Origin of the sequence: Natroniella acetigena (genome assembly GCF_023227745.1) — a bacterium.
Taxonomy (GTDB): Bacteria; Bacillota; Halanaerobiia; order Halobacteroidales; family Halobacteroidaceae; genus Natroniella; species Natroniella acetigena.
In genome coordinates this window covers 1-21,466 of sequence record NZ_JALKBX010000031.1, presented here as the reverse complement: position 1 = coordinate 21,466, position 21,466 = coordinate 1, and the positions used below count along the sequence as shown (strand labels likewise).

General features: G+C 32.3%; 17 protein-coding genes and 1 tRNA gene. 16 read left to right on the top strand and 2 right to left on the bottom strand.

The genetic code is table 11. The features are described 5' to 3' along the window. Window positions 1–3 precede the first annotated feature (3 nt). From MWH25_RS07900 to MWH25_RS07840, 15 genes are all read left to right on the top strand, one after another. A complete protein-coding gene (locus tag MWH25_RS07900) occupies window positions 4–492 on the top strand; it encodes a flavodoxin domain-containing protein (protein WP_248627109.1) in 489 nt (162 codons plus the stop codon). 444 nt (window positions 493–936) lie between these two features. Continuing rightward, window positions 937–1,311 (top strand): NifB/NifX family molybdenum-iron cluster-binding protein, encoded by a 375-nt coding sequence (locus MWH25_RS07895; RefSeq protein ID WP_248627108.1) that lies wholly within the window; start codon window positions 937–939, stop codon window positions 1,309–1,311. 9 nt (window positions 1,312–1,320) lie between these two features. Next, window positions 1,321–2,148 (top strand): P-loop NTPase, encoded by an 828-nt coding sequence (locus MWH25_RS07890; RefSeq protein ID WP_248627107.1) that lies wholly within the window; start codon window positions 1,321–1,323, stop codon window positions 2,146–2,148. Window positions 2,149–2,314: 166 nt separating this feature from the next. Further along, a complete protein-coding gene (locus MWH25_RS07885) occupies window positions 2,315–3,187 on the top strand; it encodes an ATP-binding protein (protein WP_248627106.1) in 873 nt (290 codons plus the stop codon). A gap of 234 nt (window positions 3,188–3,421) precedes the next feature. Next, a complete protein-coding gene (locus tag MWH25_RS07880; protein ID WP_248627105.1) occupies window positions 3,422–3,775 on the top strand; it encodes a NifB/NifX family molybdenum-iron cluster-binding protein in 354 nt (117 codons plus the stop codon). A gap of 598 nt (window positions 3,776–4,373) precedes the next feature. Continuing rightward, window positions 4,374–4,514 carry a DUF5320 family protein gene (locus tag MWH25_RS07875; protein WP_248627104.1) on the top strand — a complete coding sequence of 47 codons (141 nt, stop codon included), beginning with the start codon at window positions 4,374–4,376 and terminating at the stop codon, window positions 4,512–4,514. A 113-nt stretch (window positions 4,515–4,627) separates the two neighbouring features. Beyond that, complete coding sequence (locus tag MWH25_RS07870) at window positions 4,628–4,966, top strand: DUF5320 domain-containing protein (protein WP_248627103.1); 339 nt, start codon at window positions 4,628–4,630, stop codon at window positions 4,964–4,966. Between the two features lie 139 nt (window positions 4,967–5,105). Further along, the gene (locus tag MWH25_RS13150) at window positions 5,106–5,363 is read left to right on the top strand and encodes a DUF4405 domain-containing protein (protein WP_428832804.1); all 258 of its coding nucleotides are present in this window, start codon (window positions 5,106–5,108) and stop codon (window positions 5,361–5,363) included. A 52-nt stretch (window positions 5,364–5,415) separates the two neighbouring features. Next, window positions 5,416–5,796 carry a DUF134 domain-containing protein gene (locus MWH25_RS07865; RefSeq protein WP_248627102.1) on the top strand — a complete coding sequence of 127 codons (381 nt, stop codon included), beginning with the start codon at window positions 5,416–5,418 and terminating at the stop codon, window positions 5,794–5,796. Between the two features lie 507 nt (window positions 5,797–6,303). Continuing rightward, window positions 6,304–7,647 carry a 4-aminobutyrate--2-oxoglutarate transaminase gene (gene gabT, locus MWH25_RS07860; RefSeq protein ID WP_248627101.1) on the top strand — a complete coding sequence of 448 codons (1,344 nt, stop codon included), beginning with the start codon at window positions 6,304–6,306 and terminating at the stop codon, window positions 7,645–7,647. Window positions 7,648–7,699: 52 nt separating this feature from the next. Continuing rightward, window positions 7,700–9,106 (top strand): APC family permease, encoded by a 1,407-nt coding sequence (locus MWH25_RS07855; RefSeq protein ID WP_248627100.1) that lies wholly within the window; start codon window positions 7,700–7,702, stop codon window positions 9,104–9,106. A gap of 210 nt (window positions 9,107–9,316) precedes the next feature. Further along, the gene (locus MWH25_RS07850; RefSeq protein WP_248627099.1) at window positions 9,317–10,471 is read left to right on the top strand and encodes an iron-containing alcohol dehydrogenase; all 1,155 of its coding nucleotides are present in this window, start codon (window positions 9,317–9,319) and stop codon (window positions 10,469–10,471) included. Window positions 10,472–10,897: 426 nt separating this feature from the next. Continuing rightward, a complete protein-coding gene (locus tag MWH25_RS13145; RefSeq protein ID WP_428832805.1) occupies window positions 10,898–11,095 on the top strand; it encodes an ArsR family transcriptional regulator in 198 nt (65 codons plus the stop codon). A gap of 598 nt (window positions 11,096–11,693) precedes the next feature. Next, window positions 11,694–15,992, top strand: coding sequence for a 2-hydroxyacyl-CoA dehydratase (locus tag MWH25_RS07845; protein ID WP_248627098.1), 4,299 nt, complete (start codon window positions 11,694–11,696; stop codon window positions 15,990–15,992). Between the two features lie 721 nt (window positions 15,993–16,713). Continuing rightward, window positions 16,714–18,126, top strand: a complete 1,413-nt coding sequence (locus MWH25_RS07840; RefSeq protein WP_248627097.1) for an HNH endonuclease family protein — start codon at window positions 16,714–16,716, stop codon at window positions 18,124–18,126. Window positions 18,127–18,397: 271 nt separating this feature from the next. Here the strand turns inward: MWH25_RS07840 and MWH25_RS07835 are convergent. After that, window positions 18,398–18,485: transfer RNA gene (locus MWH25_RS07835), tRNA-Leu, on the bottom strand. 433 nt (window positions 18,486–18,918) lie between these two features. Here MWH25_RS07835 and MWH25_RS07830 point away from each other — a divergent pair. Next, a complete protein-coding gene (locus MWH25_RS07830; RefSeq protein WP_248627096.1) occupies window positions 18,919–19,551 on the top strand; it encodes a DUF3793 family protein in 633 nt (210 codons plus the stop codon). A 36-nt stretch (window positions 19,552–19,587) separates the two neighbouring features. Here MWH25_RS07830 and MWH25_RS07825 read toward each other — a convergent pair whose 3' ends face one another. Further along, a complete protein-coding gene (locus MWH25_RS07825) occupies window positions 19,588–20,787 on the bottom strand; it encodes an S-layer homology domain-containing protein (protein ID WP_248627095.1) in 1,200 nt (399 codons plus the stop codon). Window positions 20,788–21,466 lie beyond the last annotated feature (679 nt).

The following is a 21,466-nucleotide window of genomic DNA, read 5'->3' as shown; positions in this document are numbered from 1 at the left end:
GGAATGAAAAAATTAGTTGTTTATTCTACAAAGTATAGTGCTACTGAAAAGGCAGCTAAGAAGCTGGCAGGATACTTAGGAGAAGAGATAAAGGTAGTTAATTTGGCTACGGGAAATGTAGAAGATTTAAATGATTATGATCTAATAGTTATTGGTGGTTCTATCTATGCAGGAAAGATTCAAAAGGAAGTGAAGAATTTTTGTGAGGGTAATATGAATCAACTTATGGACAAGAAGCTAGGTCTGTTTATTTGTTGTGGTTATGAGGAGAAAGCAGATGAACAGTTATCAAGTTGTTTTGAGCAGAAGTTGTTAGAACAAGCAGAGGTAAAGGGATATTTTGGTTACGAATATAATTTTGAGAAGATGAATTTTATATTTAAAATGATAATTAAGAAGTTGGCCAAAGTAGATAAAACCACGTCTAAAATTAAAGAAGAAAATATTAAACAATTTGCAAATGAATTATTAGGAGCGATAGATGATGAATAAATAGTAAAAAGAATAAGATGTGATTTTATATTATCTTGTGTTAGATAGTGCCGACTATTTGGTCGGCGAAATGTCGGTGAGATAGAATTTCACAAAAAATATCAGAGATCAGAAAACCTTTAAGACTTCAATAGGAAAAAGAGATTTTAGAACTTATTATGTTATAGGAGAAAATTAAAGATTTGAATGTTTTAGTATGTTGAATTCTATTTATCAGTTATAGATTTTTTGGCGACAAGTGGACGGCGAAAGGCGTCGATTAAAAAAATAGCAAGAATTATAAATGTCTTAGTAAAGTTGTTCAATTAGTAAAAATCCAGATATGTTATTGACATATGTTCATAATTGGGTTATAATAAGATTGTAATTTGATTTACTAGCAGCAGGATATTTTTTTAGAGGTTTTTATCATATGTCAATAACATATTAAAGGAGTGGTTAAGGATGAAACTAGTAATAACTGCTAAAGATGATATTGGGTTTGAATCTGAGCTTGATACTAGATTTGGTAGAGCAGCTTATTTTGGGATTATTGATATTGAAGGTAAGGAATTAATATTTATTAAAAATGAAGCTACTAGTTCTTCTAGTGGAGCTGGAATAAAAGCAGCTCAATTGTTAGCAGATAAAAAAGCAGATGCTTTAATTACTGGTAGAGTTGGCCCTAAAGCTTTTAGAGGATTAGAGAAGGCAGGAATTAAAGTCTATACTAGTAGCAATGGGGAAGTAAGTATTCAAGATTGTTTAACTGCTTATAAAGCTGGGGAATTAAAAGAAGTAGATGGGCCAACTAATCAGGGACATCATGGCCTAAAATAAGGTGATAAAATGAAGATAACAGTTTTAAGTGGAAAAGGTGGAACTGGAAAGACTACAATTGCTACTAATTTGGCCTTGTCTTTAGAAAATGTACAGTTTTTTGATACAGATGTAGAGGAGCCTAATTCATACCTGTTTTTAAAACCTGACTTTGCTGATAATGAGCAAACTGTTTGGCGTAAAGTTCCAATTATAGAGCAAAGTAAATGTAATAGTTGTAGAAAATGTGTTGATTTTTGTCAGTATAATGCTTTGGCCATGTTAGGAGATGAAGTTTTAGTTTATCCTGAGGTCTGCCATAGTTGCGGGGGATGTAAACATATTTGTCCTCAAGATGCGATTACAGAAGAAAAGAGAAGTGTTGGAAAGATAAATTGGGATTTAGATATTGATGGATTAGAATATTGGCAAGGTGAGTTAACTATTGGTGAAGCCTCTTCCATTCCAATTATTTCCAAAATAAAAAAAGAGATTAAAGATGAAAAATTAGTTATTATTGATGCACCACCAGGGACTACTTGTCCTACAATAGAAGCTACTATTGATAGTGATTATGCTATCTTAGTTACTGAACCAACCCCTTTTGGTCTTCATGATTTAAAGATGGCAGTAGAATTAGTTGAAGATTTAGATAAACCTTATGGAGTAATTATTAATCGTTCACAGCAAGAAGCAGATGGGATTATTCAAGATTATTGTAAGAAAAATGGGATTCCTATTTTATTAAAAGTTCCTTTTAAACGCCAGATTGCTAAATTATATTCAGAAGGGATTCCTTTTGTAGAAGAATTACCAAAATGGAAAGATAAATTTCGAGAGGTAATTGATAATTTATAGGTTTTAATTATCAATTTTGTGTTAGGACATTTGTCCTCCCAACCTTTAATATACAATATATAGTGGGCGGTCAAATGTAATGACACTAAATAAGAACACTTTGTACTGTTTTAATCGGACAAATGTCCTTATTGTCAATTGTAAATTAAAAATAGGGGTTGATAGAATGAAGAGTTTGACAGTTTTAAGCGGTAAAGGAGGTACAGGAAAGACTACTTTGACTGCTAACTTAGCTGTTTTAGCTCAAAATTTAGTTGTAGCAGATTGTGATGTTGATGCTCCCAATTTACATCTATTACTCGAAGGTGAGATTTTAGCTCAAGATATTTATCAAGGGGCCAAATTAGCAGTTAAAGATGAAGATTTATGTATTGATTGTGGTATTTGTAGAGAACTTTGTAATTTTAGAGCTATAAATTCTGATAATCAGATTAATCCTATTAAATGTGAAGGATGTGGATTATGTGTAGCTAAATGTCCTGTTAATGCATTAAAACTTGAACTTCAAGATACAGGGAAGTTATTTCATTCTATTATTCAGATTGGCTCGATGATTCATGCTAAATTAAAAATTGGAGCTGAAAATTCTGGTAAATTAGTCAGTCGAGTAAAAGAAGAAGCCCAAAAAGTAGCTAAAAAACGGAATAAAGAGTTAGTTTTGGTTGATGGTTCCCCAGGGATTGGCTGTCCAGTAATTGCTTCTCTTAATGGGGCTGATGCTGTATTGCTTGTTACTGAACCGACTAAATCAGGTTTAGCTGATTTAAAGAGGGTATTAGAGGTAGTAGATCATTTTAATATTCTTCCTTTATTGGTGATTAATAAGTATGATTTAAATCAAGATTTAGCTTTAGAGATGGAAGCTTTTTGTAAAGAAAATGAGATATCACTAGTAGGAAAGATCCCATTTGCTGATACTATTGTTAAGGCCATGGAACAGGGGGAACTTGTAGTTGATTATGCCCCTGATAGTGAGGTTGCAAGGGCAATTAGGGAGATTTGGGTACAAACAAAAGAAAAATTATCAATTTTATTATAGTATTCTCAGCTAAAAGAAAATATTGTAAGTGGAGATGTTTAATTGTATGATATCTTACAGACATTGAGGATTTTAGTGTTTTGATTGTATGGTTTTGAATTTAATTGTAAACTGTAAATTGTATATTGTAAATTAAAGCGGGAGTGGAGAAGGATTTAAATATTTGTTAAGTAGTGCCATAATAGGCTTTAATTTATTTGAGAGCATTATTATTAAAAAAGAGGAGTGGTTAATATGAAGAAGGTAGCAATTCCTACTGATGGAGGTCAAGTAGCTGGTCATTTTGGTCGTTGTCCAGAATTTACTATTTTTGATATTGATGGGGGAGAGATTGTCAATAAAGAAATCATTCAAAATCCAGGGCATAAGCCAGGATTTTTACCTAAATTTTTAAATGGAAAAGATGTAGATGCTATTTTAGCTGGTGGAATGGGCAGAAGAGCTGTTGATTTATTTGATGAAAATAATATTGAAGTAGTAACTGGAGTAACTGGAGATGTTGAAGTAGGAGTTAAGTCTTATTTAGCTGATAATTTAGATACAAAAGATGCTATTTGTGATCATGATGATCATGATTGTGAACACTAGATATAAAGTGGCAAACTGCCACTTTATATCAGTTTACAGTTTACAGTTGACGGTCGACAGTTAAAACCATAAACTCCTTTAAATCTTAAAATCAAAACCTTCTTTGAAACTTAATTTATAGGGTTTTATGGGTTTGAGTTTTAAGTTCTTGATTTTTAACTGTAAACTGTAAACCGTCAACTATCAACTAATTTATAAACTGGGAGGTCTAAAATATATAAAATAAAAGATGGAGGTTTTGAGCTTGAACATGGAAGCATAAAACAAAAAATAATTTCTATAACAAGTGAGAAAGGAGGAATAGGAAAATCTACTGTAACTGCTAATTTAGATTTTAGTTAGATGAACTTGGTAATCAAGTTGGGATTATTGATGCTGATATCATGGAATTTAGTATTCCTAGTAAGGTTAGAAGGAGAAGCTAGAGGGCAGAAGATGAAAAGATAATTCCTCCTAAAATTTATAATACTAAGGTTATTTCAATGGGGTTATTGACGGCTGAAGAAAAACCAGTTATATTTTTAAATAAGTTATTAACATATGTTCATAAAGAACATATAATATAATTAAGAAGAAAGGTTAAAATTACTTTAAAGAGGTGATTAATATTCCTAGAAAGGATGGAACTGGCCCAGATGGATTAGGATCTAAAACTGGTAGAGGTCTTGGTCCATGTGGCACAGACGAGGGAAATAATTCTAAAGTAGGCAGACGTGGTAAAGGACGAAAGGGAAGATAAAAAATTTAGTAGTTATTATCATATGTTCATAAAGGCAGAGAAATTTTAATTCGAAATCAGTTTTGTTAGTTAAGAAAAGATGTTAATACTCAAAATATTAAGGAGTGATTAAGATGCCTAGAGGAGATGGAAGAGGGCCAGAAGGATTTGGTTCTATGACTGGTAGAGCTGCTGGTTATTGTGCAGGATTTAATCGACCTGGTTTTGCAAATGCTAATGTAACTTGTATGAAAGTAGGAAGAAGAGGTGTTGGTCGAGGTAGAAGAATTGTTGACAGAAGTAGAGGATTTGGACGAAAATTTTATAATTCTAATGTAGATGTTCAATTTGTTAATCACGAAGTAGCTAAAGAAAATGAAATTAATTATCTTAAAAAAGAAAAAGAAATGTTAGAGAATCAGTTAGAAGTTATTGGAGAGAGAATTTCTCAATTAAAAGATAGAGCTGACTAATTACTTAAAAGACCAGCTTGCAAGCTGGTCTTTTAAGTAATTAGTTTGATAAAAAAAGTTTGAGTTTAATATTTATAAAATAGAGAAAGAGAATTATATATCGAATTGATTTTATAATTTTACGAAAACAGGGGGGAATATGGAGAAATCTAGATTAAACTTCATTATTGATGTTTTAGCTTTTTTGACTTTTATTATTTCTTGTACTTCTGGAATAGTTATCTGGCTTTTGTTGCCTGGAGGAAGTAGTGGGTTAAATCTTCTCTTTAATCTTACTCGGGGCAATTGGAAATCTATGCATATATATTCGAGTTTATTGCTTTCTTTTTTGATTATTTTGCATATACTTTTGCACTGGAAGTGGATTAAAGGAAAATTAAAAAGTATATTTAGTTGATATTTTATAGTAAGATATGATATAATCTAGTGTTAAAAATGGAGCTGATAATATGGTACGTCCAACTAAGGAACGAAGAGTTGAAAATATACCAGAAGTTAAGTTTTTTAAGCCGGCTGGTATTCCTAAATGTAAATTAGAAGAGATATCTTTAACTATTGAAGAGATAGAAGCAATTAGATTAAAGGATAAAGAAGGATTAACTCAGCAAGAAGCAGCAGATAGGATGGAAGTTTCTCGCCCAACTTTTCAAAGAATATTAACCGAAGTTAGAAAGAAGATTGCTAAGGCTTTAATAGATGGAAAAGCAATCAGATTTCAAGGTGGGGATTATAAATTTAAGCCGCGATGCAAAAAATGTGGTTCTGATTTTAAACCACAGATGGGAAAACGACATAGAGGAAGGCAAAAATTTTGTCCTGATTGTGATTAGGAGGTTTTAAATTGAGAACTAAAGGTTTAAAATTAAACCTGATGGGAAATGGATGCTAGAGCAGAGCAGTATTTTACTACAGATGGGATTCATTCAAGAGTTTTTTGGTATAGCATTAAGTAGTGCTGGAATGTGTTAGAGTTTGTTGTTTTAGAAGAATATAAAGAGTAGTTGTTTAGAAGTTTTAATATTAATAGTAAAAAGCGTAATACCAAATCTGGTATTACGCTTTTTTTGATGTGAAAATTTATGAAAGCCCCTTATTTCTAGGACAATAATTTTAGAAGGAAAGCAAAAACATGACCTTCAATGTTAAGTGTATGTAATACTTTTGGGAAAATCAATAAAAAACATTGACAAAAGACTATAAACAAAGTATAATATGCACATAAGATAACATATAATTAACACAAACATTACATGAAAATATATTGAATTAGTATATGCCTATTATTAGAGAGGCAAAGTTATTTACATGTGATGACTAATTAACAGGAGGAAAAATTTATGAAAAAAAATGAAAAGACTATTAAATTGAAAACAGAACTTCCAGGACCAGAAGGTCAGAAGTTAATGAAAGAAAGAAAGGAGTATATTCCGCGAGGCGTTTATAATTTAGCTCCTATTGTTGCTAAAAGGGCTGAAGGATCTATGCTAGAGGATGTGGATGGTAATAAGTATTTAGATTTTGCTGGGGGAATTGGTGTTCTTAATGTTGGTCATAATGCACCTGAGGTGGTAGAGGCTATCAAAAAGCAGGCAGAAGAATTAATACATACTTGCTTTCATGTAGCAGCCTACGAGCCTTATATAGAACTAGCCAAAAGGTTATCTGATTTAGCCCCAGGTTCTACTTCTAAGAAGACAATGTTTGCTAATAGTGGAGCAGAGGCGGTTGAAAATGCAGTTAAGATAGCCAGAAAACATACTGGTAAATCAGCAATTATATCATTTGATTATGGTTTTCATGGTAGAACATTAATGACGATGTCTTTAACAAGTAAGGTAAAGCCATACAAATTTGGTTTTGGCCCTTTTGCACCAGAAGTCTATAAAGCACCTTATGCTTATTGTTATCGTTGTCCATTTGGTTTAGAGCGTTCAGAGTGTAATATGAAATGTGTAGATAATTTTGCTGAGATCTTCAAACGAGATATTCCAGCGGAAGATGTGGCAGCTATAGTAGTAGAACCGCTACAAGGTGAAGGCGGGTTTATTGCTCCTCCGAAAGAGTTTTTGCAGGGGGTTAAGAAAATTTGTGAGGAGAATGATATTTTATTTATTGTTGATGAGGTACAGACAGGTTTTGCTAGAACAGGAAATTTATTTGCAATAGATGATTGTGGAATTGAAGCTGATATAATTGCTACTGCAAAATCTATAGCTGGAGGAATGCCTTTGAGTGCTGTTATAGGTAAAGAAGAGATTATGGATGCTCCTCAAGGAGGAGAGATTGGTGGTACTTATGGAGGTAATCCTGTCAGTTGTGCTGCTGCTTTGGCTGTTTTAGATATAATTGAGCGAGATAATTTAGTTGAACGAGCTAATGAATTAGGAGGGCTAATGAAAGCTAGGTTAGAAGAGATGCAAGATAAATATTCAATTATTGGTGATGTAAGAGGTAAAGGATTTATGTTGGCGATTGAATTGGTTAAGGATAGAGAGACTAAAGAGCCGGCTGCGGAAGAAAAATCTAAGATTGCAGAAGAATGTTATAAAAAAGGCTTAATAGTAGTAGGAGCAGGCTTGCATAGTAATGTACTTCGCTTTTTAGCTCCAATAACTATGAATAAAGAGCAGCTAGCGGAAGGTATGGATATTTTAGAAGATGCAATTGCTAAATTTGCTTAATATATAACTTTAGATTCTTTTGTGCTTACAAGTATATGAGGAGGAGAAAATTATGAGTAGTAGAGAAGGAAGCTTTGATAGAGTGTTGTCTAAAAAAGATGCACTTGCATTATCATTTGGTGCTATGATTGGCTGGGGTTGGATTGTATTATCAGGAGGTTGGGTTCAAAGTGCAGGAGCTTTAGGAGCTAGTGTTGCATTCTTATTGGGTGGAATATTGGTAGTATTTGTTGGTCTTACTTATTCGGAGTTAACATCGGCTATGCCAGAGTGTGGGGGTGAACATGTCTTTAGCAAACGTGCATTAGGAAGCGATGCTTCCTTTGTCTGTACTTGGTCTATTATATTAGGTTATGTATCAGTGGTTGCCTTTCAAGCTGTTGCTTTTCCTACAGTAATTGAGTATCTTTTCCCTAACTATCTTCAGTTTAAGATGTATACAGTGGGGAACTATGATATATATTTAACTTGGGTTTTAGTTGGGATTGTTAGTTCTATTATAGTTACAACCATAAATCATTATGGTATAAAACCATTATCAGTAATACAAGGTGCAGCTACAATAATGATAGGGCTTATAGGTTTATCATTCTTCGGAGGTGCTGTTACTACTGGGAGTATTCAAAATTTGCAGCCTCTTTTTGTTGATGGAATGCAGGGAATATTAGCTGTTGTTATTATGACACCTTTTATGTTTGTAGGGTTTGATGTGATTCCTCAAGCTGCAGAAGAGATGGATATACCCTTTGATCAGCTTGGCAAGATATTAATGCTGTCAGTAGTTATGGCTATAGGTTGGTATGTAATGATTATTTTAGGGGTGTCACTATCGTTATCAAGTTCAGGGATAGAAAGTTCTAGTCTAGCTGCAGCTGATGGAATGCAAGCTGCGTTCTTTAATAGCCCTTTGGCTTCAAAGATTATGATTATTGCAGGGGTTGGTGGAATAATAACCAGTTGGAATTCATTTTTTGTGGGAGGTAGTAGAGCAATTTATGCTTTGGCTAAATCAAAACAGTTACCCTCATTTTTAGCTAAACTACACCCTAAGTATAAGACTCCCACTAGTGCTATCTTATTGACTGGAGTTATTTCTTCTTTAGCTCCACTATTAGGAAGACCTATGTTAGTTTGGTTAGTTAATGCCGGAGGATTAACAATCGTTTTAGCTTATTTTATGGTAGCTGTATCTTTTATAGTCTTACGTTATAAAGAACCTGATATGCCAAGACCATATAAGGTTAAAAAAGGAAAGCTTGTAGGGTTTATAGCGGCGATATTAAGTTTAGGGATGATGCTGTTATATCTTCCAGGAGCACCAGCAGCTTTGCTTTGGCCATATGAGTGGATGATAATTTTGGGTTGGGCAATCTTGGGAATCATCTTTTATATATGGACTAAATTATCTTATGGTGAAGTTACTACTGAGCAAGTTGGAGTAGAAATAGAAAATATATAATTATATAGTGTCAGTTGTCTGTGTCTGTGTCTGTAAAATCATAAAATTAAAACCTTATTATATAAGATAGTTCAAGGGTTTTTAGATTTTGATTTAGTGCTTTTGATTTTTATAGACCCTACAGGTCTAAAAAACAAGACCTTCCGTAATAAAAACCATTCACAGACAACAGACTACCGACCACCGTTTAAAGTAAAGAGGAGGATGTTGATGAATAGTATTAAATTACATGGAGATAAGATTTTTTTTGGAAATGATAGTACAAAAGCATTAAGAAATTTGGAGGGGAAAAGAGCTTTTGTTGTTACTGGTGGAACTACTATTAAAAAGAAAGGGTATTTAGATGAGGTAATTGCTCAGTTAAAAGCAGCAGGTTTTTCTGTTAAATGTTTTGATTCAGTAGAGCCAGATCCTAGTGTAGAGACTGTGCAAGCAGGTGCAGAGCAAATGATTGAATTTTCCCCCGATTATATTGTTGCAATCGGGGGAGGATCACCAATTGATGCTGCTAAAGCTATGTGGATTTTTTACGAGCATCCAGATTTAGATTTTGCTAATACATTAGATTTAGTGGATATTCCATCACTTAGAAATAAGGCTAAATTTGTAGCTATTCCTACTACTAGTGGAACAGCAAGTGAAGTAACAAAGGCGATGGTTATTAAGGATAAGAAGAAGAAATTAAAGAAAGGAATTAGAACCGAAGATGCTATTCCTGATTTAGCTATTTTAGAACCTAAATTTACAGCAACAATGCCTGCTTGGTTAACAGCAGCTACAGGAATGGATGCTTTTACTCATGCTTTAGAAGCTTATGTTTCTGTTAAGGCTAATGATTTTAGCGATGTTTTAGCGACAGGTGCTTTAGAAGGTATCTTTAAGTTTTTACCATTAGCTTTTGTAAAGCCTGATAATTTAGAATATAGAGAAAAGGTGCTTAATTATCAAAGTATAGCTGGTATGGCATTTTCTAATGTTGGTTTAGGAATAGTACATAGTATGGCTCATCAATTGGGAGGAGTATTTGGAGTTGCCCATGGATTAGCTAATGCATTAATTCTTCCTTATGTAGTTCAGTATAATACTAAATCTGAAGCGGCACAACAGAAGTATGAGCATTTAGCTAAGAGGTTAGGAGTTAGTGATTTAGCTTTAGCGATTAAAGGCTTGAATAAAGAATTAGAGATACCAATGGCGATTAAAGAGCTTGATATTTCTAAAGAAGAGTTTGAACTAGAGTTGGATCTAATAGTTAAACGAGCTTTAGAGGATGGTTGTACTTTAACTAATCCGCGTCGAATTAATGAAAAAGAGATGAAAGCTTTATTTAAATATATTTATGAGGGAAAGAAGATAGATTTTTAATAACTTAGAATAGAAATTATGATTCTATTGCGAAAAGAATCTAAAAAATCAAGATATCAGAAAACCCCTAAGACCTTAGTATTAACAAAGGTTCTTAGGGGTTATTATGTTTGTATTAATTGTAAACTGTCAATTGATTTTAATGGTGCCGAAGCTGGGATTTATTCCCGAATTTTGGATGTGGTATTAAGTAGTGTTGGAATGTATTATAATTTATTTTTTTGTATGGAAAGAGTTAAGTTTTGATTGTTAAAGTGTATTGAATTATATTTATCAGTTTTGAATTTTTTGGCGACGAGTGGACGGAGAAAATTGTTTTTTAATTTTTAGTTTTATAAAAGAATGGGGAACAGGGTTATTTTTGACAACTATATTCTGATATGATAATATAATAATATAATAATAAGTTAATTAATATAATTAAATATAGTTCAACAGATTGAAATATTAGATAGCAAAGGAGACCATTGTGTCTGCGAATTAATCGATTTAATTGATGCTAGTCAATCTATTATTTCTAAACATTGTTTTGAAAGCAGCTGGAATTGTAGAAGTAAAAAAGAAGGCTTGAAAGTTTATTGTTCGTTAAAGACTCCATGTATTGCAGGTTTCTTTTACAGTTAGAAGGTTTAGATGACGTAAAGGAGGAAGAGGAGTAGTTTTTAATTATTAAGTGAAAATAGTCACAGACTAAGTATTTTCCAATGATAATATACTAAAACCCCTTGACGGCTATATTTAGTATTTGAAAACATAAATATTGCTTTATATAATCATTTGAAATATAAGTTTGTTAAAAGAGGTGTTAGTTAGATGCCGATGTTACGAACTGGATATGGATTTGCTGGGATAATTCCATTACTATTTTTAGGAGTTTTTATATATTTGATTTTTTTCGCCGAATAAATCCTCCCTTTTGGCACAATGAGCGAGATAATATCATGGCGATAGAGATCAAAAATATCAAAATCAGGATTCTAAAGAAAGGATTGAAGAGCTTAAATCTGAAATAAGGCATTTAAAAAAATAAGCTAAAGAGCTTAGAAGATAATTTTAGAGATTAATTTTAAATTTTGATTAAAATATAAGCTACGGCTTATATAAATGCAAAATTTTTAATTTAGTAGCTAGTATTGCTGGTTAAAAAGATAGTACTAATTTTATTAGTACTATCTTTTATCCTCAGGTTAAGAAATAAGATTTATTTGGGAGGAGGCAGGTTATGAGTCAAGTTTTTAGAGTAGGAATTGATGTTGGGTCAACAACGGTAAAGATCATTATTCTTGATGGTGAAAAGGTCGTCTATCAAAAGTATTTACGCCATTTTTCGGAAATAAAAAAGATAGTCACAGCAATGTTAAAGAATGCACGAAAGATTTTAGGCAATAGTCAAGTAGCACTTACAATTACTGGTTCTGGTGGAATAGGAATTTGTAATGAGCTAGAAATTCCATTTATTCAAGAGGTGATTTCTTGTAGTAATGCGATTGAAAAGCTGCTTCCTAAAACTGATGTAGCAATTGAATTAGGTGGAGAAGATGCTAAAATAACATACTTTGGAGCTTCAGTTGAACAGCGAATGAATGGTACTTGTGCTGGAGGGACAGGAGCTTTTATTGATCAGATGGCTTCTTTATTACAGACTGATGCAAGCGGATTGAATGATTTGGCCAAAAGAGCAGAAAATATTTATCCAATTGCTTCTCGATGTGGAGTATTTGCTAAATCAGATGTGCAAGCTTTATTGAATGATGGAGTTTCAAAAGAGGATATTGCTCTTTCTATTTTACAAGCAGTAGTTAATCAGACAATTAGTGGATTAGCTCAAGGGCGACCGATTAAAGGAAATGTAGCCTTTTTAGGTGGGCCAATGCATTTTATGTCTCAATTGCGAAAAAGATTTATTGAAACTTTAGATTTAAAACCAAAAGAGGCTTTAATTCCTGAGAGTGCCCAATTTTTTGTAGCTATGGGAGCAGCATTAGAATCGCGGGAAAAAGAAGTCTATCCTGCTGATTACTTATATAAGCAATTAACAAAATTAGATAAGATGAAAGTAAATAATGATGATAATTTAGAACCATTATTTAGTAATAAAGAGGAGTATCAAAAGTTTAAAAAGCGTCATGATCAATATAGAGTAAAAAGGGAGAATTTAAAAGACTATCATGGAAGAGCTTATCTTGGAATTGATGCTGGCTCAACTACTACTAAGATAGCTCTAGTTAGTGAAGATGGGAAGTTATTATATTCAGATTATGATAGTAATCAAGGAGACCCTTTAGGTTCTACAATCGAAGGATTAAAAGAACTGTATCAGAAGTTACCTGAGGGTGTAGAGATTGCTCATTCAGCAGTTACAGGATATGGAGAAGAGTTGATTAAGTCAGCTTTAAAGATAGATACTGGGGAAGTAGAGACTCTAGCTCATTATAAGGGAGCACAATTTTTCTTGCCTGAGGTTGATTTTATTCTTGATATTGGTGGGCAAGATATGAAAAGTTTAGAGATTGATAATGGAATTATAGAATCAATTATGTTAAATGAAGCTTGTTCATCTGGTTGTGGTTCCTTTATTGAGACATTTGCTAATTCTTTGGATTTAGATGTAGAAGAGTTTGCTAAGTTAGGTGTCGAAGCAGATAATCCAGTAGATTTAGGAACTCGTTGTACTGTTTTTATGAACTCTAAAGTTAAGCAAGCCCAAAAGGAAGGAGCCGAAGTAGCTGATATCTCTGCTGGGTTGGCCTTATCGGTAATTAAAAATGCTTTATTTAAAGTAATTGGTTATCGTAGTGAAGAACAATTAGGTCAAAATATTGTAGTCCAAGGTGGAACTTTTTATAATGATGCTGTGCTTAGAGCAGTAGAGAAGGTAACTGGCCAAAATGTTGTTCGTCCTGATATTTCAGGGATTATGGGGGCTTTTGGAGCAGGACTTCTTGCTAGAGAAAGAAGCTCAGTAATTGAGAGTTCTAATATTATATCAGCTCAAGAACTAGAAGAGTTTAGTGTTAATACTGCTAAAGGTCGCTGTGGTAAATGTGGTAATAACTGTTTATTAACGATTAAGAAGTTTTCTGATGGTCGAAAGTTTATCTCTGGAAACAGATGTGAAAAGGGAGTCGGTTTAGAAGAAGAAAATGAGGCTGTTCCTAATCTTTATCGTTATAAATATCATAGAGTTTTTGATTATCATCCTTTAAAGTCAATACAAGCAAAGCGAGGTCGGATTGGAATTCCTCGAATTTTAAATTTATATGAAGATTATCCATTTTGGTTTACTTTTTTTACAGAATTAGGTTATCGGGTTGAGCTTTCTAGTGCTTCAAATAAGGAAGTTTACGAGAAAGGGATGGAGACTATTCCATCAGAATCGACTTGTTATCCAGCGAAGTTAGCTCATGGCCATATTGTAGATTTAATTCAATCAGGGCTAGATAAAATTTTTCATCCTTGTATTCCTTTTAATCAAAAAGAGGATCCTAAAGCAAATAATAATTATAACTGTCCAATTGTTACCTCCTATCCTGAAACTTTAGAGGCTAATATAGAAAAGTTGAGTAAAAAAGAAGTACAATATTATAACTTTTTTATAGCTTTAGATGATCAAGATAAATTAGTAGCTCGTTTGGCCCAAGAGTTAAAAGAAGAAGAACTTTCTAAAAGCGAGATTGCTAAAGCTGTAGATAAGGCTTATAGAGAGTTAGAAAATTATAAACAGGATGTAAAAGATAAAGGAGAAGAAGTTTTAGAGTATTTAAAAGAGAATAATAAGCAGGGAATTGTTTTAGCTGGAAGACCATATCATATCGATCCAGAGATTAATCATGGGATTCCAGAATTAGTTGAATCATTTGATTTGCCTGTCTTATCAGAAGATGCTATTAGCCATTTAGCCGAGGTAGAAAGACCACTTAGAGCAATTGATCAGTGGGTCTATCATTCTAGATTATATTCTGCTGCTACATTTGTAGCCCAGCAGGAGAATTTAGAATTAGTTCAACTTAATTCTTTTGGTTGTGGTTTAGATGCAGTTACTATCGATCAGGTAGAAGAGATTTTAGATAGATATGGTAAATTGTATAGTTGTCTTAAAATAGATGAGATAAGTAATTTAGGTGCAGCTAAGATTAGACTTAGGTCTTTGCTAGCAGCTATGGAAGAGAGAAAGCAAGAAGACTTTACTCCTAAAAAGAAAGAAGAGCCGCAAGGAAGAAGAGTATTTACAAAAGAGATGAAGAAGAATCATACTATTTTATCGCCTCAGATGTCGCCAATTCATTTTCAATTCTTTGAGACTGCTTTTAAAGAAGCAGGTTATGATTTAGAAGTATTGCCTGCAGTTGATAAGAAGGCGATTGATATCGGATTAGAGTATGTTAATAATGATGCTTGTTATCCATCAATAATTGTAGTTGGCCAATTAATAGAGGCTCTAAAATCTGGAAGGTACGATTTAGATAATACTTCAGTTATTATGTCTCAAACAGGTGGGGGTTGTCGAGCTACTAATTATGTAGGCTTTATTAGAAAGGCTCTTCAAGATGCTGGTTTAGAGCAGGTACCTGTGATAGCTCTAAGTGCCCAAGGATTTGAGAAGAATCCAGGTTTTAAGATAACTCTACCTTTAGTTCATAGAGCTCTAGAAGGAGTGATTTATGGAGATTTATTAATGAAGGTATTATACAAAACACGTCCCTATGAAAAGCATCCTGGTACAGCAGATAGATTATATGAAAAATGGGTTGATAAATGTCAAAAGTCATTAGCAAGTGGAAATCGAAAAGAGTATAAGGAGAATATTAGAAATATTGTTCGTGATTTTGATAATCTAGAGTTAAAAGAAGGTTTAGAAAAGCCGAAAGTAGGTATAGTTGGAGAGATTTTAGTTAAATTCCACCCAACGGCCAATAATAATGTAGTTGATTTCTTAGAAAGTGAAGGGGTTGAGGCTGTAGTTCCTGGTCTCCTAGACTTCTTTTTATACTCTTTATACAATACTGAAGAGAAGTATAAGAAGTTATCTGGTAGTTTATGGGGGATGATTAAAAGTAAGCTAGGAATTAAAGGTGTTGAGTTTTTCTATCGCCGACCAATGAGAAAGGCTTTAAAAGAGAGCAAACGTTTTTCAGAGCCTGATACAATCTATGAGATAGCTAAGGGAGCTAAAAAACACCTTTCTTTAGGTAATCAGACTGGAGAAGGTTGGTTTTTGACTGGAGAGATGGTTGAGTTAATTGAAAAGGGCGTTAAGAATATCTTAATGTTACAGCCATTTGGTTGTCTGCCAAATCATATTATTGGCAAAGGAATGATTAAAAAGCTTAGAAGTTACTATTCTGGAGTTAATATTAAACCGATCGATTATGATCCTGGAGCTAGTGAAGTAAATCAGTTGAATCGAATTAAGTTGATGTTATCTGTAGCATTTAAGAATTTTGCTGCAGAAAATAAAGGCTTAGAAACAGAAAATGAAGTTTATAGACCTGAATTACATCCAAGAGAGATAAATGGTTGATTTGTTATTATTAGCTTTAGATATAGTTTCTTTGTTTTTAATGCAATTCTAGTGAATATTTATAGAAGAAATAAAAGACTCGAGTTTAATTTTTGATTCGGGTCTTTTTGTTTGTGTGCTTCGTAGATTATAGAAATAGCAAAGGGTTGGATGCATATTGTAGCCCAGAAAGTATTAGATAATAGGGGAACCTAAATGTGAGGTTCCCTCATTAAATTAGACACATAGTTTAGTGGATTAGGCTGATTTTATATACTGGAAGGATAATTCTTTTGGTTCTTTTATTGATTATAAAATACACTGGAGTTTCGAAGTTGTTCTTTATGAATTAAAATATTTTGGTCTATGTAGTTTTTTTATTATAAGAATAATTTTTTAATATTGATCTTCTTTACACTATGTACAAATTCCATAACTTGACAATAAAGAGCATTTAAACTATAATATAATTAAAACACAAAGATATAAATGAACATTTATATCTTTGTGTTTTTTATTATAAATTGAATGAGATTTTTAGAATATTATTTACAAGGAGGAAAGAGAAATGAACAAAAATAAGTTGTTAAAAAAATAGAGAAGTATAATGAGCTAAAAAATTAATAGTAACTCTAAAAAAAGTGAAGAAACAGGTATTTATTATCTAACTAGAGATGAGGATAATCAAAGTGAAGTAGATCTATTATAAATGATTTAAAATATTTTTACCGAGGTGATTAAAATGCCATTTAATCCAGATTCCAAATATGATGTGTTTCAAAAATCAATAGCAATAGAAGACTTTCATAAATATAGCGAAGAATATGTGATCAGACCACCTTATCAAAGAAAAAATGTATGGTCTAAAAAGAAAAAGAAAAGTTTATTAGATAGTTTATTTAGAAGGTATTATATACCTAACATAATAATACGTGAAGTTAGATTGGGTGAGAACGAGACAGTAAGTGAAATAATAGATGGTCAGCAACGTATTACGACTATTCAAGACTTCTTTTCTGATAAGATTAGATTACCAAGTTCTTTGAAAGATTTAAATTCTAAGTTATCTAAAAAATATTATAGTGAATTATCTGCTAAATTTAGACGATTTATCGATAAAGAATTAATGTTTAAAGCTGATATTGTAAAAGGGATAGAAGATCCTACTAATCCAGAACACCAAGAGATTGCAACAGAAATATTTTGGAGGTTACAGCAAGGAGAATCACTTAATTATATGGAAAAAGCTCATGCTAGATTATCAAGTATCTCTAGGAATTTTATTGTTAAGTTTAGTGATGATATTACTTTTGATTATCAAGAGTATAAGCCAGTAGACGAAAATGAGAACAAGCATAAATTTTTTAATATTATAGATCGAAAAAATGATAGGATGCAGCATCTTATGTTAATGACTAGATTTCTATTAATTGAAGATGCTGATGGTGCAACAGATCTTAATAATAAAGCAGTAGAAGAATTTATTGATGAGTACAGGCGAGAAGATGGTGTAGGGGATGATTCATTTGAAGAAACTAAATTGGCTAAAAATGTGATTTCAAACTTAAATACATTTTATGATATATTTAAAGATGACCCTATTCTTGATGAGGAAAATGGTTTAAAGGAATTTAAGAGAGAATATATGATAATTTCATTTTACTTACTTTTAAGACATTTGAAGAAACATTATGTATTTGAAGATAAAGAGAAGGAAATATTTAAAGAATTTCTGAATTATTTTTATAATAGATGGAGTAAGAAGAATGATGATGACTCAAATATTCTAAATTTCATCTCGAATAGACAGCAAAGTTCTAATAATGTACAAATAAGACATCGGATTTTAAGATTAATATTTTTTAATTATTTAGAAGAAAACAATCACGAAATATTACCTAAAGATAGCAAGAGACAATTCAATGAAGCTGAAAGGATTAAAATATATCGTAGAGATAATGGTTTCTGTCAAAAATGTTTAGAGGAAGGTGTGGCTGAAAAAGAAGCAAAGGTAAGCTGGTCTGATTATGAAGCTGATCATGTCTTACCACATTCTAAAGGTGGTAAGACTGAGGTGTTTAATGGTCAAGTTCTCTGTAAACATCACAATAGGACAAAAAGCAATAAATTAGAAAAATCAATAACTAATAATTGAGTATAAAGAGGTAATAGAGATTAAAATTAATTTTGAACTTTAATTTACAATAGGAAAGACTAGAATGTGTTTAGTTTGATTAGTAGTTAAAGTCAAGATTTTACTGAAAAATGCCAATTTATATTATCCTGTGTTGGATAGTGCCGACTATTTCGTCGGCAAAATGTCGGCGAGATAGAATTTTATACAAAATATCAGAAATCAGAAAACCCCTAAGAACCTAGTAGTATCAAGGTTTCTTAGGGGTTATTATGTACTTGATTAATTTAATTGGTGCCGAAGGTGGGAGTCGAACCCACACGACCGCAAGGATCACTGGATTTTGAATCCAGCGCGTCTGCCAATTCCGCCACTTCGGCTCTTTCCTGTTCAACAATTAATATAATAACATACTGATTTTTGAATTGCAAGGATAAATTCAATTTAATTTTAACTTGTTTGAAATTAATATTTTAAGTAAAGTTAAGTTGGTTCAAAAAAATATAAAAATGAGATGTTCAATGGAGAAATTAATTGATTTTCACGAATGAATTATAGAAAATATAGAAAGACTAGCAATTGAATTGAGAGAGATCTATAAGTACCATAGCTAAAATTATTAATTAGGAGTACTCTCAGCTAAAAGAAAATATGGGTGACTGAAAAATTAAAGCATCTTCTGGCTTCTCAATATTGACTTTTTCAATATTTTGATTTTAATATTTTGAATTTGATTATCAATCATCAATTGAAACGGTAGTGCATAAAAATTTAAATATCTACTAAGCAGTTTGCTAATAAGCTTTGGTTTAATTGAGAATACTAGATGAAATTACTGGAGGTGAGGGTATAAATAAATTAAATAAGAATTTAGAAACTGATTTTATTAGGTATACCTTAAAGAGTATTGGAGCTACAATACTCGGGGCCAAACCTGCTGAACTAAAGAATATAAAGGTAGATAAAGGTAATTATGAGCTGTGGGATAAGTGTAAAAATGAGATCTTATGTTATTATGAGCAGATAAAGATTATAGAATTAAACCAAGGATTTACTCGTAGAAAAATCCTATTTTATCATCAAGCTGCTTTAGATAAACAGTTAGATAATCTGAAAGCACTTAATTTTTTAAGGAAATTAGGTTATCCTGAAGAATATAAATTTAAATTATATCTTGATCTGTTAGTTACTAAGTTGAAAAAGCATGATTTAGGTGCTGGAGTTTTTCCACATGAGATTGGTATTTTTCTTGGTTATCCACTTAAAGATGTTTTAGGTTTTATGGGTTATAGTGACTTGGAATATACTTGTAGAGAAGAATGGAAAGTATATGGTGATAAGACTATTTCGTCATTACAAAAGAATAGGTTTGATTTAGCTAGGGCATATTTTAGTAAAAAGTTGGATCAAGTTCAAAATATTAAAAAAGTTTATACGATTATATAAAAAACAGCTAAGGCATCTGCCTTAGCTGTTACTAATTTAGGATAATAAAGAGCTATTAGTTAAAATCTGTGTGACTGCAGAATTAATAGCATCTTGTCTAGCTAATTCTTGTGCTTTATCCCAATCTTGTTCAATAGCTGCTTTAATTATATCGGTTGAGATATTGGTACTAATAGAAATAGATTCTATTAGACGCTCTCTACTTAAATCTTGCAATTGATCCCAATCAGTATTCAATAAAGCAGTTACTTCTTGGGTTGATAGTCCTTCGTCAAGTAAATTCTTAGTTACTTCTTGTCGTAATCGTGGTGTAACATTTTGCCAGTCTCCATCGGCAATTGAGATTAATTCATCAGGGCTGAAGAAGTCACCAGTTAACTCGCTTGCTTGACTAGCTAAATCTTTTTGGGTAATTAAGCCATAAGCTTTAACATAGATAGCTCTATTTCTATTTTGATCAAAGAGTAGATATACTTGATCTGACTTTAGCATTTCATCTAAGTCGACTAAGCGATTGTTTCTTCCAATTAAACTATTCTGCTCCACATCAACTGTTTCAGTTCCTTGCTCTGAATTGACTCTGATTTTACCTGAGATAGGATATGTCTCAACAATATCTCCTGTGATTACTTCAAAGTTCATTAATTCGGTCAACAACTTTGCACTTTCTGCTCGAGTGACATGATTATCTGCTCTAAAAGTTCCATCAGGATAACCATCGATCATTCCAATTTCAGAAGATAGGTTGATCAGTTCGTTGGCCCAGTGTTCATCAGCAAGATCTGAGTAATGATTATTTCCGATCTTGATACTATTCTCTTCTTGATCAAGTTCCAGGCTCCGACTGAGCATAGCAATAATTTCCGCTCTAGTGATCGGATTTTGTGGTCTAAAAGTTTCATCAGGATAACCCGTAATAATTTCTTTTTGAACTAAAGCTGAAATATATCCTTTAGCAGGATGATTTGTAATATCAGTTAGTTCTGAAACGATGGCTGGTTTTAAATCCATCGCTCTAGCTAGAGAGTAAGCAAACTCCCCTCGAGTAATTGCTTGGTTTGGTGCAAAGTTTCCATTGTGGTAAACATACATAATCTCTTGGTCAAGTAACGAATTAATATAGTTCAATGCCCAGTGATTATTAGCTACGTCTTGTGGTTGAAAAGCCATGACAGGTAAACTAAAACTGACTACTAGAATTAATGTTAGAATTGATAGTATAATTTTTTTCGGCATTCTTAGTAAGTACTCCTCTCTAATATGGTCTATCTGTACTTAAAATTTTAACATACTCTATCGAGAAGATCTATCAAATTTTAATTGTAATTTGTGGAGAGGCAGGCAGTTTATATATTATCAACCTAAAGTGGGTATGATAATATTGTGTCACTGAAAGCGACACAATATAGTTGACAGTTTACGGTTTACAAAATGCAAAATCTTAAAAAATAAGTCGTTTAAAGTACGTATGTATTCAATATTAAACATGGTTTAAGATTTTAGGGTTTTAATGGTTTTTCTACCTACTGTCAACCGTCCCTACAGGTTTTTGTCAAGACCTTTCGTGAAACCAATAGAAACCATATCTACTGTTCACTGTCAACTGATATAAAGTAGCAAAGTGCCACTTTATATCTATGAATAAAGGAGATGGCTTTTTTTTAGTGAAATAAAATTAGTAGCTTAAGTTCTTGAGTTTAAGGCTAAGTCTAAGTTTGAGTAAGGTCTAAAACCTGTTGTTTATGGTAGGTTAAATTAATTCTAACCTTAGGTTCAGAGTCATTTTAAATCACATGAAAAATTAAGACTAATTAATTACTAATGAGGCATACATATATAAGGAGCTACCAAACAGCTTATAATTAATTGATTAAAACTATTTAAAAATAATCAAAACTGTTGGTTGCTCTCTAGG